Origin of the sequence: Acetobacter senegalensis (assembly GCF_001499615.1) — a bacterium.
Lineage (GTDB): Bacteria > Pseudomonadota > Alphaproteobacteria > Acetobacterales > Acetobacteraceae > Acetobacter > Acetobacter senegalensis.
The window spans coordinates 35886-58335 of the sequence record NZ_LN606600.1; the positions used below are offsets into that span (position 1 = coordinate 35886).

General features: G+C 57.5%; 17 protein-coding genes. 5 read left to right on the forward strand and 12 right to left on the reverse strand.

The annotated features are described in order from the left end of the window. Positions 1 to 50 precede the first annotated feature (50 nt). The 6 genes from ASN_RS00175 to rpmI form a co-directional block, all read right to left on the reverse strand. A complete protein-coding gene (locus ASN_RS00175; RefSeq protein ID WP_058989021.1) occupies positions 51 to 1052 on the reverse strand; it encodes an alpha/beta fold hydrolase in 1002 nt (333 codons plus the stop codon). A gap of 641 nt (positions 1053 to 1693) precedes the next feature. Continuing rightward, on the reverse strand, positions 1694 to 2749 hold the full coding sequence (pstS, locus tag ASN_RS00180; protein WP_082666523.1) for a phosphate ABC transporter substrate-binding protein PstS: 1056 nt from the start codon (positions 2747 to 2749) through the stop codon (positions 1694 to 1696). A 52-nt stretch (positions 2750 to 2801) separates the two neighbouring features. Further along, complete coding sequence (gene pheT / locus ASN_RS00185) at positions 2802 to 5261, reverse strand: phenylalanine--tRNA ligase subunit beta (protein ID WP_058986885.1); 2460 nt, start codon at positions 5259 to 5261, stop codon at positions 2802 to 2804. 3 nt (positions 5262 to 5264) lie between these two features. After that, on the reverse strand, positions 5265 to 6335 hold the full coding sequence (gene pheS, locus ASN_RS00190) for a phenylalanine--tRNA ligase subunit alpha (protein WP_058986886.1): 1071 nt from the start codon (positions 6333 to 6335) through the stop codon (positions 5265 to 5267). 206 nt (positions 6336 to 6541) lie between these two features. Further along, positions 6542 to 6901 (reverse strand): 50S ribosomal protein L20, encoded by a 360-nt coding sequence (rplT, locus tag ASN_RS00195; RefSeq protein ID WP_006557068.1) that lies wholly within the window; start codon positions 6899 to 6901, stop codon positions 6542 to 6544. A gap of 14 nt (positions 6902 to 6915) precedes the next feature. Further along, positions 6916 to 7119 carry a 50S ribosomal protein L35 gene (gene rpmI, locus ASN_RS00200; protein WP_006557067.1) on the reverse strand — a complete coding sequence of 68 codons (204 nt, stop codon included), beginning with the start codon at positions 7117 to 7119 and terminating at the stop codon, positions 6916 to 6918. A 458-nt stretch (positions 7120 to 7577) separates the two neighbouring features. On the opposite strand from rpmI, the gene ASN_RS00205 reads away from it, so the two are divergent. From ASN_RS00205 to ASN_RS00220, 4 genes are all read left to right on the forward strand, one after another. Next, positions 7578 to 9053: a mannitol dehydrogenase family protein gene (locus ASN_RS00205; RefSeq protein ID WP_058986887.1), complete on the forward strand. Its 1476-nt coding sequence runs from the start codon at positions 7578 to 7580 to the stop codon at positions 9051 to 9053. A gap of 381 nt (positions 9054 to 9434) precedes the next feature. After that, positions 9435 to 10763 (forward strand): c-type cytochrome, encoded by a 1329-nt coding sequence (locus tag ASN_RS00210; protein WP_039903083.1) that lies wholly within the window; start codon positions 9435 to 9437, stop codon positions 10761 to 10763. 20 nt (positions 10764 to 10783) lie between these two features. Then, entirely contained in the window at positions 10784 to 11260 is a 477-nt protein-coding gene (locus ASN_RS00215) for a (2Fe-2S)-binding protein (RefSeq protein ID WP_006557063.1), read from the forward strand. Continuing rightward, positions 11253 to 13577 carry a xanthine dehydrogenase family protein molybdopterin-binding subunit gene (locus ASN_RS00220; protein ID WP_058986888.1) on the forward strand — a complete coding sequence of 775 codons (2325 nt, stop codon included), beginning with the start codon at positions 11253 to 11255 and terminating at the stop codon, positions 13575 to 13577. The genes ASN_RS00215 and ASN_RS00220 overlap by 8 nt, the downstream gene beginning before the upstream one ends. Before the next feature lie 459 nt (positions 13578 to 14036). Here ASN_RS00220 and ASN_RS00225 read toward each other — a convergent pair whose 3' ends face one another. The 6 genes from ASN_RS00225 to ASN_RS00250 form a co-directional block, all read right to left on the reverse strand. Further along, on the reverse strand, positions 14037 to 15149 hold the full coding sequence (locus tag ASN_RS00225; protein ID WP_058989022.1) for a hypothetical protein: 1113 nt from the start codon (positions 15147 to 15149) through the stop codon (positions 14037 to 14039). 188 nt (positions 15150 to 15337) lie between these two features. After that, positions 15338 to 15784, reverse strand: a complete 447-nt coding sequence (locus ASN_RS00230) for a SufE family protein (protein ID WP_006557059.1) — start codon at positions 15782 to 15784, stop codon at positions 15338 to 15340. After that, positions 15784 to 17097 carry an ATP-dependent protease ATPase subunit HslU gene (gene hslU / locus ASN_RS00235; RefSeq protein WP_006557058.1) on the reverse strand — a complete coding sequence of 438 codons (1314 nt, stop codon included), beginning with the start codon at positions 17095 to 17097 and terminating at the stop codon, positions 15784 to 15786. The genes ASN_RS00230 and hslU overlap by 1 nt, the downstream gene beginning before the upstream one ends. Continuing rightward, positions 17097 to 17702 (reverse strand): ATP-dependent protease subunit HslV, encoded by a 606-nt coding sequence (gene hslV, locus ASN_RS00240; protein ID WP_006557057.1) that lies wholly within the window; start codon positions 17700 to 17702, stop codon positions 17097 to 17099. The genes hslU and hslV overlap by 1 nt, the downstream gene beginning before the upstream one ends. Before the next feature lie 45 nt (positions 17703 to 17747). Then, positions 17748 to 19760 carry a response regulator gene (locus tag ASN_RS00245; RefSeq protein ID WP_058986889.1) on the reverse strand — a complete coding sequence of 671 codons (2013 nt, stop codon included), beginning with the start codon at positions 19758 to 19760 and terminating at the stop codon, positions 17748 to 17750. Further along, on the reverse strand, positions 19744 to 21534 hold the full coding sequence (locus tag ASN_RS00250; protein ID WP_050942232.1) for an ATP-binding protein: 1791 nt from the start codon (positions 21532 to 21534) through the stop codon (positions 19744 to 19746). Before ASN_RS00250 ends, ASN_RS00245 begins: the two co-directional genes overlap by 17 nt. Positions 21535 to 21929: 395 nt before the next feature. Between ASN_RS00250 and ASN_RS00255 the strand changes: the two genes are divergently transcribed. Next, on the forward strand, positions 21930 to 22340 hold the full coding sequence (locus ASN_RS00255; protein WP_039903077.1) for a hypothetical protein: 411 nt from the start codon (positions 21930 to 21932) through the stop codon (positions 22338 to 22340). Positions 22341 to 22450 lie beyond the last annotated feature (110 nt).

The following is a 22450-nucleotide window of genomic DNA, read 5'->3' on the forward strand; positions in this document are numbered from 1 at the left end:
AATTTACAAAACTATGGGAATGAGGCGGTCGGCATTTTTCAAATCCAGCCTTATCGTGCCGGTGCCAGTGTTTTCAACAGCGCTTCATGGAATGCGGTTGGGTCCTGAATCTGTGGAGAATGCCCCAGTTCTGAAAACATGATGAGATGTGCATGGGGAATAGCATTGGCAGCAGCTTTCCCCAGTTCAGGATAATGCCCCAACTGTTTCTGAACATCTGGCGGCGCTGCGGCTTTCCCGATAGCGGTATTATCCTTTGCCCCGATCATCAACGTGGTAGGAACTGCAATTTTTCCGAACTCATAGACCACGGGCTGCGTATAGATCATGTCATACAACAACGCTGAATTCCAGGCCACGGCCTGCTTGCCAGCCCCCCGATACATGCCCGCCAGCATCTGCACCCATTTTTCATACTCCGGCCGCCATTCCCCGGCATAGTAAGTCTGGGTTTCATAAGTGCGGATCGTGTCTTCAGTTGTCGCCAGTTCACGCGCATACCATTGGTCCACGCTCAGGGATGGCACACCCTTGGCTTTCCAGTCTTCCAACCCTATTGGGTCCACCAGTACAAGCTGTGCTGTTTGCTCCGGATACATCAGAGCATACCGCACCGCGAGCATTCCTCCTGTGGAATGGCCAATCAGAACGGGGTTTGAAACACCGATGCTGCTGAGCAGATCATGCGTGTTACGCGCCAGTTGCTGAAAACTGAACTGATACTGTTGCGGCTTGCTTGATTTGCAAAAACCGATCTGATCAGGGGCAACAACGCGGAACCCTGCCTGCACCAGTTGCACTATTGTCTGCTGCCATGTCGCGGCACAAAAGTTTTTGCCATGCAGCAAAACTGCTGTGCGTCCGTTAGGGTTTTGCGGATGCACGTCCATATAGGCCATGTGCAGTGACTGTTGCTGAGAAGAAAAAGTGTACTGCGCAACAGGATAAGGATATACGAACTCTTCAAGTTCCGGGCCATACTGCACCGCCTCCGCCCAGGCCCGTGCGCCTAAGGCCGCAGGAGCGACGCTGAGACAAACCCCAAGCCCCATCACGCTCACCGCCCGTAATAGTGGTGCATAACGATTTTTCTTTTTTTCATTCTGATCGCTCCCTCATTCCATGCCATCCGACAGGAAAGGATTCTTCACACGCGACCTTGTTATAGCACGAACACACGATGGCTGACGTATTTCCTTTGCCACCCTTTTGTGCGCTACCTATTCTCCAGTAGCGCCTCGCCCCCCCCACACGCTTAGCGGTGAAGGTCTCCCGGTTTCTGAGACGCAGATTAAGTTTGTGGCAGGATAACATCACTCCTCCCACAACCAGAAAGGCACCCTTATCAGCCGTTGCAAATCGCGCCCGGCAATCAGAAGACGACCAGAGTGGATTTTGAAACGCACGCCACACCAGAGCGATCAGGGCAATCGTGCGTCATGCAGAGGCGATTTGAAAAACCGATCAGGCCAAGCTCACGGGCCTCTTTAATGCAGAATGTTTTGGATTTTCCTCCCACGCTCCCGCACTGAGTTTTCCATCCCACCTTTTCAGCCCCCTCTGCCCTCATACTAATGATTTTTAAACGGCCTGAGAGAACAGCGCGAAACACGACCTCCAAGGAAGCGACTACCTCCAAGGCCCCAGAGATAATCCTGCCAGTTTCAATCGGAGCCCCCCTCGCCTTACCAGTTCAGGGGGGCGGGTTATTGCCGAGCCGATGCAGCACCACATCTCTGATACGTACGGGAACAGGCACATAATCCAGCTTGCGACTTTCCGCCTCGCCTTCCGTCAATCCCCATGAGAAAAACCGGCTAACAGCCACTCCGCGCGGCTTTGCCAGTATGGCGCGGGGAACCAGCGCATAGGTGGTGGTGACAATCGGCCACGCGCCCTGTCCATCCGTATCACACAAGGACGCTGTCAGCGTTTCATCCGCCCATTCAGCGGAATCCGCAGCCTTTGCAAAACTCTCGGCGGAAGGCGTAACAAATTCCCCTGCGCGGTTTTGCAACTGCACCGTTGGCAGGTGGTTTCGTTCCGCATAGGCGTATTCCACATAGCCCACGCTGCCGCGTGTATTGCGCACGTAAGAGGCTATCCCGTCATTTCCGCGCGCGCCTGCGCCCATAGGCCATGCAACGGACGTTCCCTGCCCTATGGTTTCCTTCCATTGGGGGGCCACACGGCTCAGATAATCTGTGAAAACATATGTGGTGCCTGAACCATCAGCACGGTGCAGAGGCGCCACCGGTAGATCCGGTAATTTCAGGTCCGGGTTCAGCGCCACAATACGGGGGTCATTCCACACCGTGATGGTACCGTCATACAAACCAGCCAGAATGGTGCCGGTTAATTTCAGGCCACCATCTGGCACGCCGGGTACATTCACAATCACCACAATGCCGCCAATAGCTGTGGGAAACTGTAGCAGCTTGCCTTTTTCCAATCGCTCTGGCGCCATAGGCGCGTCGGAGGCTCCAAAATCCACCGTGCCAGCCAATACCTGATTTTGGCCCGCGCCTGAGCCGATGGTCTGGTAATTGACCCGCACGCCGGTTTTGGCTTCCGAGACAGAAGACCACGCCTCATACAAAGGCGCAGCAAAACTGGAGCCTGCCCCGGTAATACGCTCCGCGGCCGTGCACTGAGGCAGACCGGCCAGCCACAAGGCTCCAACCAGTACCGAAAGGGGAGCAACACGCCGGACATTACGGCCAAAAGCCCCTGCACACCGCATTCTCATCCCTCTCTCCCTGCCTGTATGGTTCTTGGAGGCCTGTACGCCTCCACGCCCTTTAACGCAGCACAGCACCTGTGGCTTTGGTAACGGCTGCCACAATCCGCTCGGACACAGCTTCCAGTTCCGCATCCGTCAGGCTTTTGTCCACTGGCTGCAAGGTGACTTCAATGCCGATGGAACGATGGCCTTCGGGCACATGCGGGCCTTCATACACGTCAAACAGGCTGACGCCCGCCACAAGATTCCGATCCGCCCCACGCACGGCCCGCAGCAGAGCCTCGGCAGGCACATCGCGCCCGACAACAAACGCAAAGTCACGCCTTACAGGCTGGAAGGCAGACAGGGACGGAGCAGATTTCTTACGGCGCTTGGGTTCGGGCACCGCATCCATCAGCACCTCAAACCCGACAACAGGCACATCAATGCCTTCTGCCTGAAGCAAAGACGGATGCAATTCACCAAAATAGGCTAGCACGTTCTTTGGCCCCTGACGCAGCACGCCAGAGCGCCCCGGATGATACCAGGATGGTGCATCGGCCGTGGTTGTCAAAGCATCGGCACTTACGCCAAGTTGCGTCAGCAGTTCCAGCGCATCGGCCTTGGCCGCCCACAGAGAAACTGCACTGCTTTCCTGCCCTGGATAACGGGGCGTATGGCCTGTGCGCACACCAGCTGCCACCAGCGTCTGAGCTTTTTCAGAAAAAGCTGGGCCGACTTCAAACAGCCCGATATCCGCCCAACCACGTGCGCTGTTCCGCTGCGCACTTGCAACCAGATTGACCAGCGGCGTGGGCCGCATCTGGTCCAGATCAGACGCAATGGGGTTCAGCAGACGCAGACTGTCTGGCGCACCGCCAAACCGCAACGCTTCCTCGTGCGAGACAAACGAGAAACCAACGGTTTCCACCAGACCACGCGCAGCCAGAATACGCCGCGCACGTGCTGCCCGCGTCTGTTTGGCTGTCAATGCCACGCCCGGCACCACACTTACCGGCGGCAACGGAACGGCTGGCACGCTATCCAGCCCTTTCAGGCGCAGAATTTCTTCAACCAGATCACTTTCCGCTTCAATCTGGTCAACGCCTTCAGCTGCCTTGGCCGCAACATCGGCAGCAATATCCGCGCCCTGAGCCAGAACGGACTTCTGGGCAATATCATTCCGCCAGGATGGCACGCTAACCCGCACGGCCGCGTCCGTCTGCTCCTGCACCTCAAAACCCAGCTTTTCCAGCAAGGTCACACTCTCCTGCGGCGGCACATCCAGCCCACCAAGCGTTTTGACACGTTCAAAACGCAGCGTTGCGTCACGCTGCCACGCAGGCTGGTCACCAGCAGAAACAACCTCGCTGGCTTCACCACCACACACGTCAATAATCAGACGGGTAGCGGCTTCCAGCGCGGCAACGGGAAGCGCCTGATCGACCCCACGCTCAAACCGGTAGCTGGAATCAGAAGAGACCCCTACCCGGCGCGCGCTCAGCGCAATACGCACCGGGTCGAACAGCGCACATTCCACAAACACATCGGTCGTGCTTTCATCCGCGCCTGAGGCCTCGCCGCCCATGATCCCGGCCAGAGACTGCACGCCATTCGCGTCTGCAATCACGCAATCATCTGGCGTAACGGTGTAATCCTGCCCATCCAGCGCCCGGAACGTTTCACCTTCACCGTGGCACATCGTCAGGCGGCCACCTGCAAGCTTGTTCACGTCAAACACGTGCAGCGGACGGCCCAGATCAAAGCAGAAATAGTTGGTGATATCGACCAACGCGGAAATGGGCCGCAGACCAATACTTTCCAGCTTACGCCGCAGCCATTCAGGGCTTGGCCCGTTTTTCACACCCCGGATGGTGCGCCCGAGAACCCAAGGGCAGGCTTCCGGGTAGCTGTTCTCCCACACAACGGGGGAGTCAAATGTGCCATCCACCGTATCTGCCAGCCAAGAGCGCAAGGTGCCCAAACCTGCTGCGGCCAGATCACGTGCAATCCCCCGCACACTCAGGGCATCGCCCCGGTTGGGCGTGATGGCAATTTCAATCACCACATCATCCAGCCCGGCAAAATCAGCATAGGACTGGCCGGGCAGCGTATCGTCAGGCAGTTCGGCAATGCCGTTGCTTTCTTCACCCAGCCCCAGTTCACGCAGGGAGCAAAGCATGCCACCGCTGGCTTCGCCACGGATCTTGCCGGCTTTGATGGTGATATCCAGCCCCGGCACATACGTGCCTGGCGGCGCGAAAATAACGGCCAGACCAGCACGCGCATTCGGCGCGCCGCACACCACCTGCACATCCTGCAAGCCCGGACCAGCGTCCACACGGCAAACCTGAAGACGGTCTGCATTGGGGTGCTGCGTCGCTTCAAGAATACGGGCGGTCAGAAACGGTTCTATGGCCGCGCCACGGTTTTCAACACCTTCAACCTCAAGGCCAATCTGGTTCAGTTTGGCGCAGATTTCAGCCAGTGTGGCGGACGTTTCAAGATGGTCATATAGCCAGGATAGCGTGAATTTCATGGCTTACAGCCCCTCGTGCAGCAGCGCGGGCGCAAGCGGGTCAGACCCGTAATGGCGCAGCCAGCGGATATCACTTTCATAGAACGAACGCAGGTCCGGAATGCCGTTCTTCAACATGGTCAGCCGTTCAATGCCCATGCCAAAGGCAAAGCCCTGCCACTCACGCGGGTCCAGCCCGCAATTGGCCAGAACACGGGCATGCACCATGCCGGAGCCAAGCACTTCAAGCCAGTCATCCCCTCCGCCAATCTCACCTGTACGGCGGGACCACCCGATATCCACTTCCATGGAAGGCTCGGTGAACGGGAAATAAGAGGAACGGAAACGCACAGGCAGATCCGGTTTGTCAAAAAACACGCGCAGGAATTCGATCAGGCAGCCCTTGAGGTGCCCCAGCGTAATGCCTTTGCCCACCACAAGCCCCTCACACTGATGGAACATGGGGGAATGTGTGGCGTCATGGTCTGCGCGGTAAGTGCGCCCCGGGCAGATCACACGGATAGGCGGCTTCTGCGCCAGCATGGTGCGGATCTGCACGCCAGAGGTCTGGGTCCGCAGAACGCGGGTGACATCCAGCCCCGGCGCGGGGGGCAGATAAAAGGTATCATGATCCGTGCGGGCCGGATGATGATCGGGCGTGTTCAGCGCGGAGAAATTGTGCCAGTCCGTTTCAATATCTGGACCTTCCGCAACGCTGAAACCCATTGCCCCGAAAATGGCGGTCATTTCTTCCACCGCGCGCGCAATCGGGTGAATGAAGCCCTGTTGCGCAGGCGGCGGCGGTAGAGACACATCCACACGTTCAGCCACCAGACGCGCTTCAAGCTCCGCAGCTTCCAGCGCCTTGCCGCGATCTTCAACAGCGCGGGTCAGTTCATCCCGCAGGCGGTTCAACGCCACACCGCGCGCCTTGCGCTCATCCGGGGCCATTTTCCCCAAGGCTTTCAGCAAGGTTGTCAGGCGGCCTGATTTACCAAGAGTGCCGACACGAATGGCATCCCATGCCCGCAGGTCTGCGGCCTCAGCCAGTTCGGACAGGACATCCTGCCGCAGAATCTCAAGATCGTCGCTCATGAAACCTCGCACGAGGGAAAAAATACGCTACAGGGCGGATACTCTCTCTGCGGCGCGGAGAAAACCCCTCCCCACAGAAAACCAGCCAAAAGCCGGGGCGGCCAGCGTGCCGCCACCCTACCTCAACCGCTGTTCAAACCATCACTGGCAATAAAAAAGGCCGCCCAGACTGGACGGCCTTTTCTAACACTTTATCGGCCGAAATTTCAGGCAGCCAGAGCGGCCTGAGCTTTCTTCACGATTTCAGCGAAGGTTGCGGCGTCATCAAAAGCGATGGCGGCCAGAACCTTACGGTCGATTTCAATGCCAGCTTTGTCCAGACCGTTGATGAAACGGCTGTAGGTCAGGCCATGCTCACGCACGGCGGCATTGATACGCTGGATCCACAGAGCGCGGAATTCGCGCTTCTTGTTCCGGCGGTCACGGTATGCGTACTGGAGAGACTTTTCGAGCCGTTCCAGAGCAATACGGTAGTTTGTGGAAGACCGACCACGGAAGCCCTTGGAAAGTTCAAGAACCTTCTTGTGACGGGCGTGCGTGGTTACACCGCGTTTTACACGTGCCATTTCTCAGATACTCCTCAAACCAGCCCGTAGGGTGCCCACTGCTTGACGGTACGACCGTCCTGCGGTGTCATCACCTGTGCGCCGCGGTTGGTGCGCTTCATTTTCTGCGGGCGCTTGATCATGCCGTGACGCTTGCCGCACGGACCAGAGAGCACCTTGCCGGTTGCGGTGATCTTGAACCGCTTCTTGACCGACGATTTGGTCTTCATCTTGGGCATTTCTTTACTCCTGAAAGCTCGAAAAACGCGTCGCCCCATAAGAACGACAGAACACGGCCGGGCATGCCCCACAAGCCCGGGCGCGTGTGCGAAGGGCCTCCCTTAACGGAAGCCCCTTACATTTTCAAGTCATCTCCGCGCAGGATTTTTCAGTCAGAGTATGTTATGCTCCATTCACAGTCAGGCCACACGCGCCTGTAAAGCGCTATCAGCCGCCTCCTGCCACTAAGGGGCATGCCATGCCTTCATGGCATAAGGCACCTGCTGCGGGTTCTCCTTTTCATCATGGCCCCCGCAGGCCATCCTGCCGGGCAACCCTGTGCTTTCTTCCGCGCTTTCTCCTTCGTGCACGGCCTGACCCATGTGCACGGAAGCGCAAAACAGTATTTTGCTGCGCGCTTCTTTTCACCTTTCATGCCCCATTGGGCGTGAACAACATTATGAGGTACGCCACTTTCATGACTCCCCTTTCCAACGCCACGCTCAAACAGCTTCCGCCGCAGGTTCTCACCCCTGCTTATGACCGTCAGAAGACCACACCCGGCATTGCACATCTGGCTGTTGGCAATTTTCACCGGGCTCATCAGGCGATGTATGTTGATCGGGTTCTGGCTCGTCCCGGCCAGCAGGATTGGGCGATTGTAGGCATAGGGCTACGCGATAATGAGCGTGAAACCCGCCGCGCAGCGATTATGGCCGAACAGAACGGCCTTTATACCCTTACCGAATTTGCAACAGATGGCGGCCATACCACGCGCGTGCTTGGTGCCATTACCGAGTATGTGCAGGCAGCAAAAGACCGGGCCGGAGCCATTCGTCGGCTGGCTGACCCTGCTATTAAGATTGTCAGCCTGACCATTACAGAAGGCGGCTATTATGTAGATGCCGATGGCCGCTTCATGCTTGATGACCCGGCCATTGCCGCTGATCTGAAACGGGATCTGCCAGAAACCGCCTTCGGGCTGGTAACAGAAGCCCTGCGCCTGCGCCGGGATAGCGGGGTTGGCCCCTTCACCGTTCTCACATGCGATAATCTGCAGGATAACGGTGTGGTTGCCCGCACAGCCTTCTGCTCCTACGCCAAAGCCCGTGATGCTGCTCTGGGAGAATGGATTGCGGAAAACGTGACCTTCCCCTCCACCATGGTGGACCGCATCACCCCATCCGTTTCATCAGCAGATGTTACCCGACTGGACGAACTCAGCGGCGTTGCGGACAAGATGCCTCTGTTTGCGGAAGATTTCACCCAGTGGGTGGTGGAAGATAATTTCTGCGCAGGCCGTCCGGAACTGGAATCCGTGGGGGTAGAATTCACCAACGATGTGGGGCCGTATGAGCAGGTCAAGCTGCGCATGCTCAATGCCTCTCACTCCATGCTGGCCCTGCCCGGCCTGCTGATGGACTATCAGACCGTGCCAGATGCAATGGGTGATACCTCTCTGGTCACACTTCTGGAGCAGTTTCTGGCACAGGATGCCTCCCCCTTCATCACGCCTCCCAAAGGTGTTTCGCTTGAAGGCTATGCCCATCAGGTGCTGCACCGCTTCCGCAACCCGGCTGTGGGTGACCAGCTTCTTCGTATTGCATCAGACAGCGCATCCAAACTGCCTGTCTTCCTGACAGACACAGTAAAAGGTGTGTTGGGGGCCAACAAGGATCACCGCCGCCTAGCATTTGGCGTCGCGTGCTTCCTGGAATATCTGCGCGGCGAGACGGAAAGCCACAAATCCTACACGCTGTCTGAACCCGGGCTGCCTGATGCGGCAAAGGCTCTGGCGCTGGAGAGTGATCTGGCCGCAGGCCTGCGGATGCCGGTCTTTGCCGGATGGGGGCTGGATGCTTACCCCGCCTTTACAAAAGATGTGGTGGCTCTGCGCACCAGCATGCGTGAGCACGGCGTGCGCCACACTCTGAAAAATCTGGGCTTGTCATAACAAAACCCCTCCTCCTGAAAGGCTCCAGCGCTTTTCAGGAGAAGCATCTCCCGGTCCCCAACACAATAAAACGGCGTAATGTCGCAAGCCTTGACTGCATGGCTTTCATGCAAAATTGGCCTTGTCTATATACGTTAAAATATAGATACTGCGAAAATCAGCGGTTTCTTCTAACATTCTCGTGATCCAAATAAATCTTATTCATTTTTTGGCGCGCGAGAGCCGAACCTATGCGTTTATTTGCTACTCAATTCAAGATAAGCCTTATCTTTAAGAAATAACGGGCCTTTAGACTGCCGCCTGCCAACGCTAGGGAGGGAAGACTGCTGTGGCGGTCTTTCTGCGTATGGCGGGCGCTGTCTTTACTGGATTGGGGGTAGAGTGATCAAACGTCTCTTAGCCGGAGTGGTTGGAGCCGGTGTCCTGGGTGGACTCGGCTTCCTGTATTATGCGTGGTACCCGCCTATCGCCACAATTGATCCACCGGCGGCGAGCAGCTTCTCGGCGGAGCAGATTGAACGCGGCCGCATTGTTGCGGCTGAAGGTTATTGCGCGGAATGTCACACCCGCACAGACATGGGCGGTGGCCCGGAACTGGCGGGTGACTACAAGATGGAAACCCCGTTCGGGGCCATCTATTCCTCCAACATCACGCCGGACCCGGAAATGGGGATTGGCCGCTGGTCAGAAGAAGCACTGCGTCGCGCCATGCGTCTGGGCGTCTCCCGCAAGGGTGTGCATCTGATCCCGGCTTTCCCGTATGATCACTTCACCAAAATGACGGATCAGGACATTTCTGATCTGTACGCCTATCTCATGACCCGCCCGGCCGTACATATGGCGCGGCGTCCGAATGAACTACCTTTCCCGCTCAGCCTGCGCATTGGTCAGGCAGCCTGGAAACTGCTGTTCTTCACCCCCGGCATATACAAGCCTGACCCAAGCCATGATGCCTTGTGGAACCGTGGGGCCTATCTGGCGGAAGGCAACGCCCACTGTGGCGCGTGCCATACACCCCGTAACTTCATGGGGGCCGAAAAGAAGGGCTCCATGTATGATGGCGCGGTTGTGGATGGATGGATTGCCCCTCCGCTGAACGACAAGAACCCCACCCCCACCACCTGGACCGAAGACGAACTGTATCAGTATCTGCGCTTTGGCGTGGCCCCGCTGCACGGTCCTGCCGGTGGCCCCATGTCTCCTGTACCGCACCGTTTCCTGTCTCAGGTTCCGGAATATGATGTGCACGCCATTGCCCATTATTATGCGGACGTGGACCACGCTGCGGAACGCGAGAAGCATGACAAGGCCGCCCTTGCCCGCGCCATGGAGCAATCCAAGATTGATCTGATCGGCCCGAATGTGGACCCGGACGCCAAACTGTATCAGGGCGCCTGCGCGGCCTGCCATTACAATGCGGCCCCTTCCCCTGTGCTTGGTCGCCCGGATCTGGCGCTCAACAACGCCCTGTGGCTGGACGAGCCGACAAACCTCTTCCAGGTAATGCTGCGCGGCCTTACGGCTGAAGAAGGCCAGTCCGGCATTGCCATGCCCAGTTTCTACAATGCCCTGTCCGATGCCGACATGGCGCGTATTGCAGCCTATCTGCGCCGCACACGCACCACCCTGCCGCCGTGGACAGACCTTGAGAAGAAAGCCGCTGAAGTGCGCGAGACCGTCAAGACCATTCCTGTCAATTCTTCTCACTGAGACGGCACACGGAGCCAGACATGATTAAGTTCAAACTCAATGGCCGTGACGTATCCGTCGATGTGCCAGATGATACCCCCCTTCTGTGGGCACTGCGGGACGAACTGGACCAGACCGGCACCAAGTTCGGGTGCGGTGTAGGCCAGTGCGGTGCGTGCACGGTGCATGTGGGCGGGCGCGCCACGCGCTCCTGCATCACCCCTGTCAGCTCCATTGAAGGTGCTGAAGTAACCACCATTGAAGGCCTGCACCCGGAAGGCAAACATCCGGTGCAGGAAGCATGGCGTGACATTCAGGTGCCTCAGTGCGGTTACTGCCAGTCCGGCCAGATCATGCAGGCGGCAAGCCTGCTGAAGGATTATCCGGACCCCACGGATGAACAGATTGATGGCGTTATGGGCGGTAGCCTGTGCCGCTGCATGACGTACATCCGTATTCGCAAGGCTATCAAGAAAGCCGCTGCCGCCATGCGTGAGGAGACTGCATCAAATGGGTAAACTTGAACGCATTGCGGCACAGCAGGATCGCGCAGCAGGACGTGGACCAACCCGCCGAGGCTTTTTGCTGACGGCTGCTGGCTCCGCTTTTCTGTTCGGGTTCGCGCGGGAAGCCAAGGCCGCGCAGACCTTCCCCGCTTCTGCCGGGCTACCCGGTGATGGCGCTTTTGAACCCACCATCTGGTGCTCCATCGCACCGGATGGCGTGGTGAACGTCAACGTCATCCGTGCGGAAATGGGCCAGCACACCGGCACCGCCCTCGCCCGGATCATCGCGGACGAAATGGAAGCCGACTGGGACAAGGTCAAGATCACGCAGGTGGATACAGACCCCAAATGGGGGCTGATGGTCACAGGTGGGTCATGGTCCGTGTGGATGACATGGGATGTCTTCCGTCAGGCTGGTGCGGCAGCCCGTACGGTCATGGTGGAAGAAGGCGCCAAGCTGATGGGCGTTTCGCCCGCGAGCTGTATCGCCCGCAATGGCCGCGTGATTGCTGGCAGCAAATCCATTTCCTATGGCGATATTGTCAGCCGCGCGCACCCCACGCGCACCTATACGCCTGATGAAATGGCCAAGCTGCCGCTGAAACCCGCGTCCGAACGTCGCCTGATTGGCAAGGACGTCAAGGCGCTGGATATTCCGGCCAAGACCGACGGCACCGCCATCTACGGGATTGATGCCAAGCTGGACGGCATGGTGTATGCGCGCCCCAAACTGCCGCCAACCCGCTATGGCTCCAAGGTTGTCTCTGTAGATGATAGCGAAGCCAAGAAGATCAAAGGCTATATCCGCTACATCGTTCTGGAAGACCCGTCGGATACTGTGCCCGGCTGGGTTGCCGTTCTGGCGTCCTCCTACCCGGCGGCCATCCGCGCGACGGATGCGCTGAAAGTCACCTGGACACCGGGCAAGACCGCCAATGTGTCTGAAAAGGACATTATTGAGCACGGCCGCAAACAGATTGCCGAGAAAACCGGTGGTTCCTGCGTGTTCAATGATTCCGGGGTGGATGAAGCCTTCTCATCCGCCAAGCAGGTTTTTGAACGCACATATACCTGTGCCTCCGTGCTGCATTACCAGCTTGAACCCATGAATGCGCTGGCACGCCTGCAGGACGGCAAATGGGAAATCCATTGCGGCAACCAGTGGCAGTCCCTGTTCCTGCCGGTTATTGCCAAAGCCTTGCAGGTGCCGGAATCTCAGGTGATCATGCGCAGCTATCTGCTGGGTGGGGGCTTTGGCCGCCGCCTGAACGGAGACTACGCTGTACCCGCAGCGCTCATCTCCAAGGCGCTGGGTGGCAAGCCGGTCAAACTGATCCTGACCCGTTCGGACGACATGCTATTTGACTCCTTCCGCTCCCCGTCCATTCAGACGGTGCGCGTGGCGTTGGATGACCAGAAAAGCCTCAAAGGGTGGGAGCACCATGCTTCCGCTGGCTGGCCCACAGGCGTGATGGCTGCGGCCTTCATGGAAAAAGGAGCCGACGGCAAACCTTACGATCAGTTCGCCATTGCAGGTGCTGACCATTGGTATGATGTTGGCCCAATGCGGGTGCGGGCGCTGGATAATGACCTGGCTGACGCTACCTTCCGTCCGGGCTGGCTGCGGTCGGTCAGTTCCGGCTGGACGCCTTGGGCGCATGAAGCCTTTCTGGATGAACTGGCACACGAACTCGGCAAGGACCCTGTGGCGTTCCGCCTTTCCCTGCTGACAGCCAAAGGTCGCAACGTTGGCAGCGCGCCTAATTCCGTGGGTGGTGCAACGCGTCAGGCCAACGTGCTGAAGCGGCTGGTGGAAAAATGTGGCTACGGCAAAGTGCAGTTGCCCGCTGATACAGCCATCGGCATTGCCACAACCTTCGGGCAGGAACGCAATATGCCAACCTGGACGGCTGGTGCCGTGCAGGTGCATGTGGACCGTAAAACAGGCGTCGTTACCTGCCAGAAAATCTGGCTGGTGCTGGATGCAGGCACCATTGTGGACCCGGACGGTGCGGCAGCCCAGACCGAAGGCGGCGCGTTGTGGGGCCTGAGCATGGCGCTGTTCGAAAACACGGAAATTGTGAACGGCAATGTGCGGGACCGGAACCTGAACACCTACACGCCCCTGCGTATTTCAGATGCACCCGAAATCGACATCGAATTTGTGGAAAGCACTGAAAAACCCATGGGCCTTGGGGAACCGGGGGTCACCACCATTGGGGCGGCCATTGCCAATGGCGTCTTCAATGCCGTGGGCGTACGGCTGCGCCATCAGCCCATTCGTCCTGCGGATGTGCTGAAAGGCCTCTCCGAGAAAAAATCCGCCTAAATCCCGTCTCCAAAGAACAGAACAGGCTTACAAAAAAGCCGGCACCTGAAAACAGGTTGCCGGTTTTTTTATTTCTTATCCATGAAGCGACAAGGATAGGTATCAGAAACCAGAAAGAAAAAGTAAGCGCAGCACTCAAAATTTTTCAGAAAAGCCAAGAAAGCTGACCAGAGAACTGAAGTGGCTGGCTCTAAGAACCTACTCTTGCAGTAGTTTCCGGCCATAAGATCTTGATGTTCCCACATACTGGCAAATTTAAAACTGGGCTCCAGATCCCGCCAAGTTGCTTAATGCCTTTTCCTAGCCACCTCTTCTTCGGCATAGAGGCGGCTACCGGAAGCTGTTCATCTGAACTCCAGAAAACGTCTAAAGAATTCTTATACTTTTAGAAAAACAATACCCTGAAACATCCAGACACAAGACCAGAACGACGCAGCATATTCAGAGATTAAGCCGCGTCTATTTCATAAAGCGTATGATGGCCGCTGCCCCTCGCTTTGATGCCCCCAGAACCGGATCTCCCAGAGAGTCTTTCACAAGCTTTTCCTGTAAGGGACGATAACGGGCGTGAACCTCTTGCGCCCGCATGATGGCAGGCATCACCTCTTCGGGTCGATCAACCACTTCGCCCAGATTCCAGTGCAGAAAATGCGGATTGTTCCGCCACTCAATACCGGTTGTATTCAAAAACACGCAGGGCCGGGGCTTCACCAGAAATTCGTACACCTGACTGCTGACATCCCCCACATAGATATCCGCGTGGGCGGTATAGGTCATGTCAATCAGGCGATCAGATTGTGTATCAACATGAATGGTCGGAGCATTATACCGCTTCATGAAACGGGTTTTCATACCAAGGCTTTTATGAAAGGTCTTGATATGCGGCGCCACAACCAGATTATAGCGTGACTGCCCCTTAAACCCCTTGAACAAGGCAGGCATGAAGCGTGGCAGCGAGGAAAGCTTCCGCTTGCAATGGGCATTATAGAGTACAAATGGTCTGGGATTTGAAAACAGTCCCTCCGGTGTGTCCTGCTGCATTGCCGCACAGACATCCATGCGCGGTAGCCCGACCGTGGCATAGTGGCCCGGTCGCACCAGATTCTTCTGAAGACTGTACTGTTCAACTTTCGGGCCGGGCAACAACGTAAAGTCAAAATCCCGCATCAGGGCTTCATCATCCACCAGCCGGTCCCCTGCCCCATGGAGCACAAGAATCAGTTTGGGCCGGGTTACGCCCAACTTGCGTAAAAAGCCTGCCGTGTATTCCGTGGCAACAATCGCATCATACTGGTTCAGTTCTTCCGCATTTTGCCGCAGCAGCATCAGTTTGACGCGATCCAGACGCTTTGCGGCCTCATGCATTTTTATGGGGAAGGAACGGTCCAGAAATTTCATATCCGGTTCTGGCGCGCCCATCACACGGCCAATCCGCTTCAGATGCTCCCGTGTTTCCGGAAAGTTGTAGTAATTAACAACATCAACGCCCGCATACGCCCCCAGGGCCAAGGCCAGTGATGCACCATGATAACATTGATAGGGTTCAGCAATATAAAGAAACGCGACATTCATGACAGCATAAGCCTGCACACATCATTTCGGCAGAAAGCAGTCAGAATGCCGCCCCGTCCGTTACACATTAGATACAATTTGCACCCCGGACACAATGCCACAAGCTCTTTCCTGCCCAGATACAGGAAAGAGGCCCAAAATGTCTTCTGCCCGCCCCTGTCAGACGCGGGCAGAAGACCTATACTGATTTAGGATATTTTCTGAGGGGCCGCCGCAGACCGGATTGCACGCGCCATGGCTTCCACCCCGTTCCCACGATTGGTGGACAGTGCCTGAACCAATCCCAGATCCCGCAAAAACTGCGGGTCAGTGTTCAGGATTTCCTCAGGGCTGCGTCCTGAATAGACACGCAGCAACAGCGCCACCAAACCGCAGACAATGGCGGCATCGGAAAGACCGGCAAAATACAGAATGCCATCTTCCTCCTTAGCCTCCAGCCAGACCTGGCTCTGGCATCCCGGCACCCGATGGGCATCATCACACCAATCCTTGGGAAATGGGGGCAATTTGCGCCCCATTTCTATGATGTACTGATAGCGCTCCATCCAGTCATCAAACAGTTCCAGCTCATCACGAATGGCGTCAATGGCTTCGGCTGCGGTCTCTTCCGCAGGGAGAACGAACGGCGCCTCCATTACAGAATAAACCGGCTGAGATCACCCTTGCGGGCCAGCGGGGCAACCTTGTCATTCACAAGCGAGGCTTCCACCACAATGGTTTCCCCCTTCCGGTCAGAAGCCGTGAAGGAGATTTCTTCCAGCAGTTTTTCCAGAACCGTGGCCAGACGACGAGCGCCTATATTTTCCACTCGTTCGTTAATATCCGCCGCCAGTTCAGCCAGAGCATCCACTGCGCCATCAGAGAAGGAAAGCGTCACACCCTCCGTCCCCATCAGAGCGGTATATTGCTTGAGCAGAGAGTGTTCGGGGTCGGTCAGGATAGACCGAAGATCCTCACGGGTGAGCGGCTGCAATTCCACACGAATGGGCAAACGCCCCTGCAATTCCGGCAGCAGATCAGATGGTTTGGCCAAATGGAACGCACCGGAGGCAATGAACAGAATGTGGTCTGTCTTCACCGGCCCATATTTGGTGGAAACCGTTGTGCCTTCAATCAGCGGCAGCAGATCACGCTGCACGCCTTCACGTGAGACATCGCCCCCGCGTGCGCCGCCTTCTGCCGCGCGGGCGCATACCTTGTCGATCTCATCAATAAAGACAATGCCGTTATCCTGCGCATGGGCTACGGCTTCACGCGTCAGGGCTTCATTATCCAGCAGTTTGTCCGCTTCTTCCCGCTCCAGATACTCACGCGCGGCGGCAACCTTCAGGCGGCGCTGCTGTGGTGTGCGGTTCATGAAGCCTTTCATCATCTCGCCAAAATTGATGACATTTCCGGGCATCACGCCGGGCATTTCGCCCCCACCCTGCGGCGGCGCTTCAACCACGGCAATATCAACCTCTTTATCTTCAAGGTCGCCATTGCGCAGCATGGTACGAAACTTGTTTTTGGTCTCGGCCGCAGCACTCTGCCCCACCAGAGCGTCCACCAGCCGGTCTTCCGCCGCCTGCTCGGCCTTCACCTTCACATCACGCCGCCTGACATCACGCAGCATGGTGATGGAGGCCTCCACCAGATCACGCACAATGCTATCCACATCGCGGCCCACATAGCCCACTTCCGTAAACTTGGTGGCTTCCACTTTCAGGAAGGGAGCCTGCGCCAGCTTGGCCAGCCTGCGGGCAATCTCGGTTTTACCGCACCCGGTCGGGCCAATCATCAGGATGTTCTTGGGCACAACTTCCTCGCGCAGTCCTTCACCCAGCTGCGCACGCCGCCAGCGGTTACGCATGGCAATGGCCACAGCCCGCTTGGCGTCACCCTGCCCTACGATAAACCGATCAAGTTCCGAGACAATTTCTCTGGGGGAAAAGGTTGGTGCTTCCATCACGCTTCTCCCTTCCCGGTTGCCGTGCTGGCAGAAAGCGTTTCCACCCTGACGGAATGATTGGTGTAAACGCAGATGTCCCCGGCAATTTTCATGGAGCGGCGCACAATTTCCTCCGCATCCAGCCCGTCTACGGTCAACAACGCACGGGCAGCAGAAAGGGCGTAATTCCCGCCGGATCCAATAGCGATAATGCCATCTTCCGGCTCCAGCACATCACCGTTCCCGGTCAGGGTGTAGGAATGTTCAGCATCCGCCACGGCCATCATGGCTTCCAGCCGGCGCAGATAACGGTCTGTCCGCCAATCCTTGGCCAGTTCCACACAGGCCCGCTCAAGCTGGTTGGGGTAGCGTTCAAGCTTGGCTTCAAGCCGTTCAAGCAGGGTGAAGGCATCCGCCGTGGCTCCGGCAAAACCTGCCAGAATGGACCCGGACGGGCCAATGCGGCGCACCTTGCGCGCATTGCCCTTGATGACGGTCTGGCCCAGTGTCACCTGACCGTCACCTGCCATGGCAACGTCCGGGCCACGCCGAACACAGAGGATAGTGGTCCCGTGCCATCCGACGGGATCATGCGGGGAGGAGGCTGTGTGATCGCTATACATGGTAGAAAGAAATAGGCTTTCCTTCCGTCAGCACAAGAGGGGAGTTTACGCTGCCAGCATTGCCCGCACGTCCCCCAGCAGCGCATCCCGCGTGTAAGGCTTGTGCAACACCGTTACACCGGCAGGCAGAAGCCCCAGATCCGTATACCCCGTGACAAACAGAACCCGCAGATCCGGCCGCAGAACATGAATGCGCCGTGCGGCCTCATCGCCATTCATGCCCGGCATCATCACGTCCATCACCACCAGCGAGATTTCCGGCCTGCCCTCGACCATGGCCAGAGCTTCCGCCCCGCTTGACGCCTCCAGAACCTCGTAGCCAGCCCGACGCAGGAAGCCGGATGTGACACTCCGCACCCCTGTCTCGTCATCCACCACAAGAATGAGGCGCCCGTCCCCTACGGGCGGCAGCGTAGCGGCCCGTTCTTGCTGTGCTGGCAGTGGGGTCACGACAGAAGAAGACGAGTCTTCCGCGTTCACATCCGTCGCCATGGCTGGCAGCCAGAGTTCTATGGACGTCCCCCCTCCCGGCACGCTTTCCACACGGACTTCACCCCCGCAATGGTTGATGAAGCCGTAAATCATGGAAAGACCGAGGCCTGTTCCTTTCCCAATATCCTTGGTGGTGAAAAACGGATCAAAAATACGGGCCTGCATTTCCTCTGTCATGCCCACACCGCGGTCCATCACCTGCACCACCACCCACGCACCGCCAGCGGCGGCCGTGGTGCTCCGCCCGAGCAGACGCGCAGCCTTGCGCACGGAGACGCTGATAGTGCCCCCATCAGGCTGCGCATCCTGCGCATTGATGCACAGATTGAAAATGGCCAGTTCAAGCTGCACTGCATCGGTCCAGACCGGCGGAAGAGCCTCATCCGGGATATCAAACTGCACGGAGCCAATTCGGCTGGCGGCTTCCTCACTGTTTGCGCCCAGAGCGGTTTGCAGGTCATCAGGCACCTGCCCACGCACCATGAAACTTTGCAGATCTCGCAAGATCTGCCCCACCTCCACCTGCTGGCAGGACAAATGGCGCGGACGGCTGAAATCAAGCAGTTTCTGCGTCAGCGCGCCGCCGCGCCGTGCAGCCTCTATTGCATTATGGAACAACCGCGCCACCCCAGGCTCCTTGGGTGGCTCAAGATCCATCACCAGTTCAAGCGATCCCATAATGGCGGTGAGCAGATTGTTGAAATCATGCGCAACACCTCCGGCAAGCGTTCCAATGGCCTGCATTTTCTGGGCCTGCCGCAGCCGCTGCTCCAGATTGAGCAGATCTGTCACATCCCGGTCTATCAGGATGGAATAATCAGCCAGTTCATCTTTTCGCGGTTGTCCGGCGTCATCCGGCGCGCCACCCAGTTTCATACGGGTGAGGTCATGCCAGCGGGCCTGCCCGTCCGGGCTGGTGAGCCTGAGAACCTGCTGATCGCGCGCGCCAGACGCCAGCGCTGCCTCAGCCTCTTTGAGACTTTGCAGACGTTCGGCGTCAATCAGGGTCTCTTCCTTCTGCCCGATGCAGGCTTCAGCAGGACGACCAAACTGCGCCGCCATCTGCTGGTTCAGCCGGATAAAGCGCCCTTTCTCATCCTTGAACGCCAACCCGAACGGCAGATTGTCCAGAAGCCCGCGCAACAGCCGTTGCTCGCACGCCAGTTCCTTTTCAAGCTCATACCGTCCGGCCGCCTGCGCCACCATGGACAGAAGCGTTTCATCATCCCACGGCTTGTAAGCGAAAAACGAGATCTTGCCCTGATTGAGAGCAGCCTCCACAGCCGAGATATCAGCATATCCCGTCAGCAGGATAGCGCCTGCCGACGAAACCATGCGCGCGCGCGCCAGAAAGGCGTCACCCGTCATGTGAGGCATGCGCTGATCAGAAATAATGACCGCAACATCCGGGTTCTGCTGAAGCAGAGCTAGTCCTTGCTCTCCCGACGATGCTGAAAGAACGTCGTACGTATCCTCCAGCAGATCAGCCAGCGCGACAAGGATTTCAAGCTCGTCATCTACAACCAGAACAACGGCTTTCCGGTCTGGTTCAGGCAGCGTAATCACTCCGCCTCTCCTCCACAGCCCTGTAGGGCACCCGCAATGTGAAGCAGGCACCACCTTTTTCCTGCGCGTTCGTCACAACAATACTCCCACCATGAGCCTGCACAACGCCATAAGCGGTGGCCAGTCCAAGCCCGGTCCCTGAGCCTACAGGTTTTGTTGTAAAAAAAGGTTCAAATATCCGTTCCTGCAAATTTTCCGGCACACCCGGCCCTGTATCACTGATACGGATCACGTAATCCTGCCCCTCTTCCTCTCCGTTGCGTGGCTCAAGACAGGAACTGATCTCAATGCTGTCCTCTTCAGCCACACCAGGAGAAGCCTCCTTGTTTTCACGACGCTTTTCCAAAATGGCGTCTGCTGCGTTACTCACAATATTCATGACCACCTGATTAACCAGTGCCGCCTGACAGAACAGTTCTGGCGGCGCATCCAGATGGCAGACAACGCGGATCTCCTGCCCAAGTTTAGGGGCTAGCAGCATCAACACCATGGCCAGTGCCTCTGGCACATCAAGCCGGGTGAATTCCCCTTCCTCCAATCTTGAAAACCGCCTGAGGCTGGCCACCAGATCACGCATGCGGGATAGCCCGACAAAGGAAGACGCCAGCCGTTCCTGACTTTTGGCCAGCGCGCTCTCCGCAGCCTGCATATCTCCTTCCCGCACAGCCTGCATGGCGCGTGTAATGCTGCGGTTTACCGTGCCTTCATGCGCCAGAACAAAAGCAAGCGGGTTGTTGAATTCATGCGCGATCCCCGCTGCCAACTCCCCCAGCGATGCCATTTTGGCCGATTGCACCAGTTTTGCCTGTGCCTCGATCAATTTCCTGTTGGCTGCGGCAAGATCAGCATTCACACGCCTGAGGGCATCGGCCAGCGCCATACGGGCGCGCGCGCTTTCAATATGCGCTTCTTCCCTGCGCATTTCATCTTGCAGGATCTTGCGGCGCACAAGGCTGCCAATCCGCGCCATCAGCAGATCAGGCGAAATATCGGCATCCACCAGATCATCAATCCCCGCTCCGAAAGCAATGACCGCCAGATGGCTGGAAACCTGCCCCCGCTCCGCCATCCCAAGCACCCGAATGCATTGCCGGTTCCGCCGCCGCATGGCCACAAGTGTTCGGGCCAACGCCAGCCCATCAAAAAGCGGGCAGCCCAGATCAACCACCACACAGTCAGATGGGTGCGAGCCCACAGGGTAGGCCGAAAAATCCAGCCGATCCGGATCATCAATCAGTTTTACGGATTCGCCGTCCTGCTGAAGCAGTTCCACCAGCAAAGGAACGCCGCCTTGCCCCCCGCCGCGCCAGGACCATAATGCGCCTCCCGGAGCCGTCACCACCGCCACGGATGGTTGACGGAACACGGCATTATCCCGTGTAGGCGTCTCCTCGTCGTAATCCCGCAGCAGTGCGCAGATGCGGAACATCAGAAACGCAGGATCGCCCTTCAGGGGGAAGCACGCATCAGCTCCCCGCCCCAGAACTTCATGTTCCACCACGGCATCCGCAGCCTGTGTCAGCACGACAACGGGGATGCCCCGCGTCACGGAGTTAAGGCGCAAACGCTGGCAAAGCTGGCTGGCAGACATATCCGACAAGGAAGCCGCAACCACCAGCATGTCTGGCAGAGACCCGTCAAACGCGCCGAAAGCCGCTTTTCCATCGGGAAACACCTGAACCTTGAAGCCACGCTGGCTGAACTGGGCCACGAGGTGGTCACATTCAGCGCCCCCCACCCCAACAAGCCAGATTGTACACGACAAAAAATTCATTCCTGCTCCGCTTCAGGCTCACTCAGCCAGAAAATCTCCTTTGGTTTATTTCAGCGTGCGTCCTGCGCGCACTGCCTGCTGTTGCTGATGGTTATATCCCGATCGATATGGTTATCTTCCGTTACGACAGATGTTGCCATGGTCCTGTTTTCCCTTAACAAATTGCGCGCGGGTCCGTCTGCTCTCGAATGCGTTACCATCCTTTGGGCACGCCGGGTATCACGCCCTCCCACACAACGGCGTAACAGGAAAAACACGCTCCACTGTCTTTATTGCCGCAGCGGTGTGACCAGAACGCAGGGTGGTGTATAGTTCGCGCCATCACATCTGCGCGCCTGCGGGTTCAGGTTGATGCAGAAGCACGCTTTACTAGGCCCGAAGGAACGATACAGATCATGGATCAACCCCCTAACGCCAATTACGCTCGTCCTCTGGCGTTTTCCTCCCGCGCTGCGGATGGCTCTCCTCTGGCATTCCGGCTGGTGCGCACCGGCATCTGGTCTGTCTGCTATTTCGCGTTCTATTTCATCCAGCAATTGGCCGAGCTTTTTGCCCCCCTGCTTCTGATTGCGGGAGTGCTCTGGAAAGTTCTGCCTGCACTGGTGGGTGCGCTTTCTCACGCTGCCGTGGCCGCTGATCCGCAGGCAAAAGACGCCATTACCAACGTTGCGGCCGCCATTCCGCAGCATATTGTGGTCGCCGGGCATGATCTGACGGCTAGTGGTCTTATCTGGGATGGTATCCTGCTGATGGGCCTTGCCGCCGCTGGCGCCACACTCGCCACGCTGGCCGGTAAAAGCATTTAACCCTTTCTCCTGCTGGTTAACCCCATATCCAGCAGTAAAGGCTGGCCGACGGAAATCGGCCAGCAGGGTCTGGCGTCAGTCTTCTCACCAGCCCCCTGTTCGGCATTTGA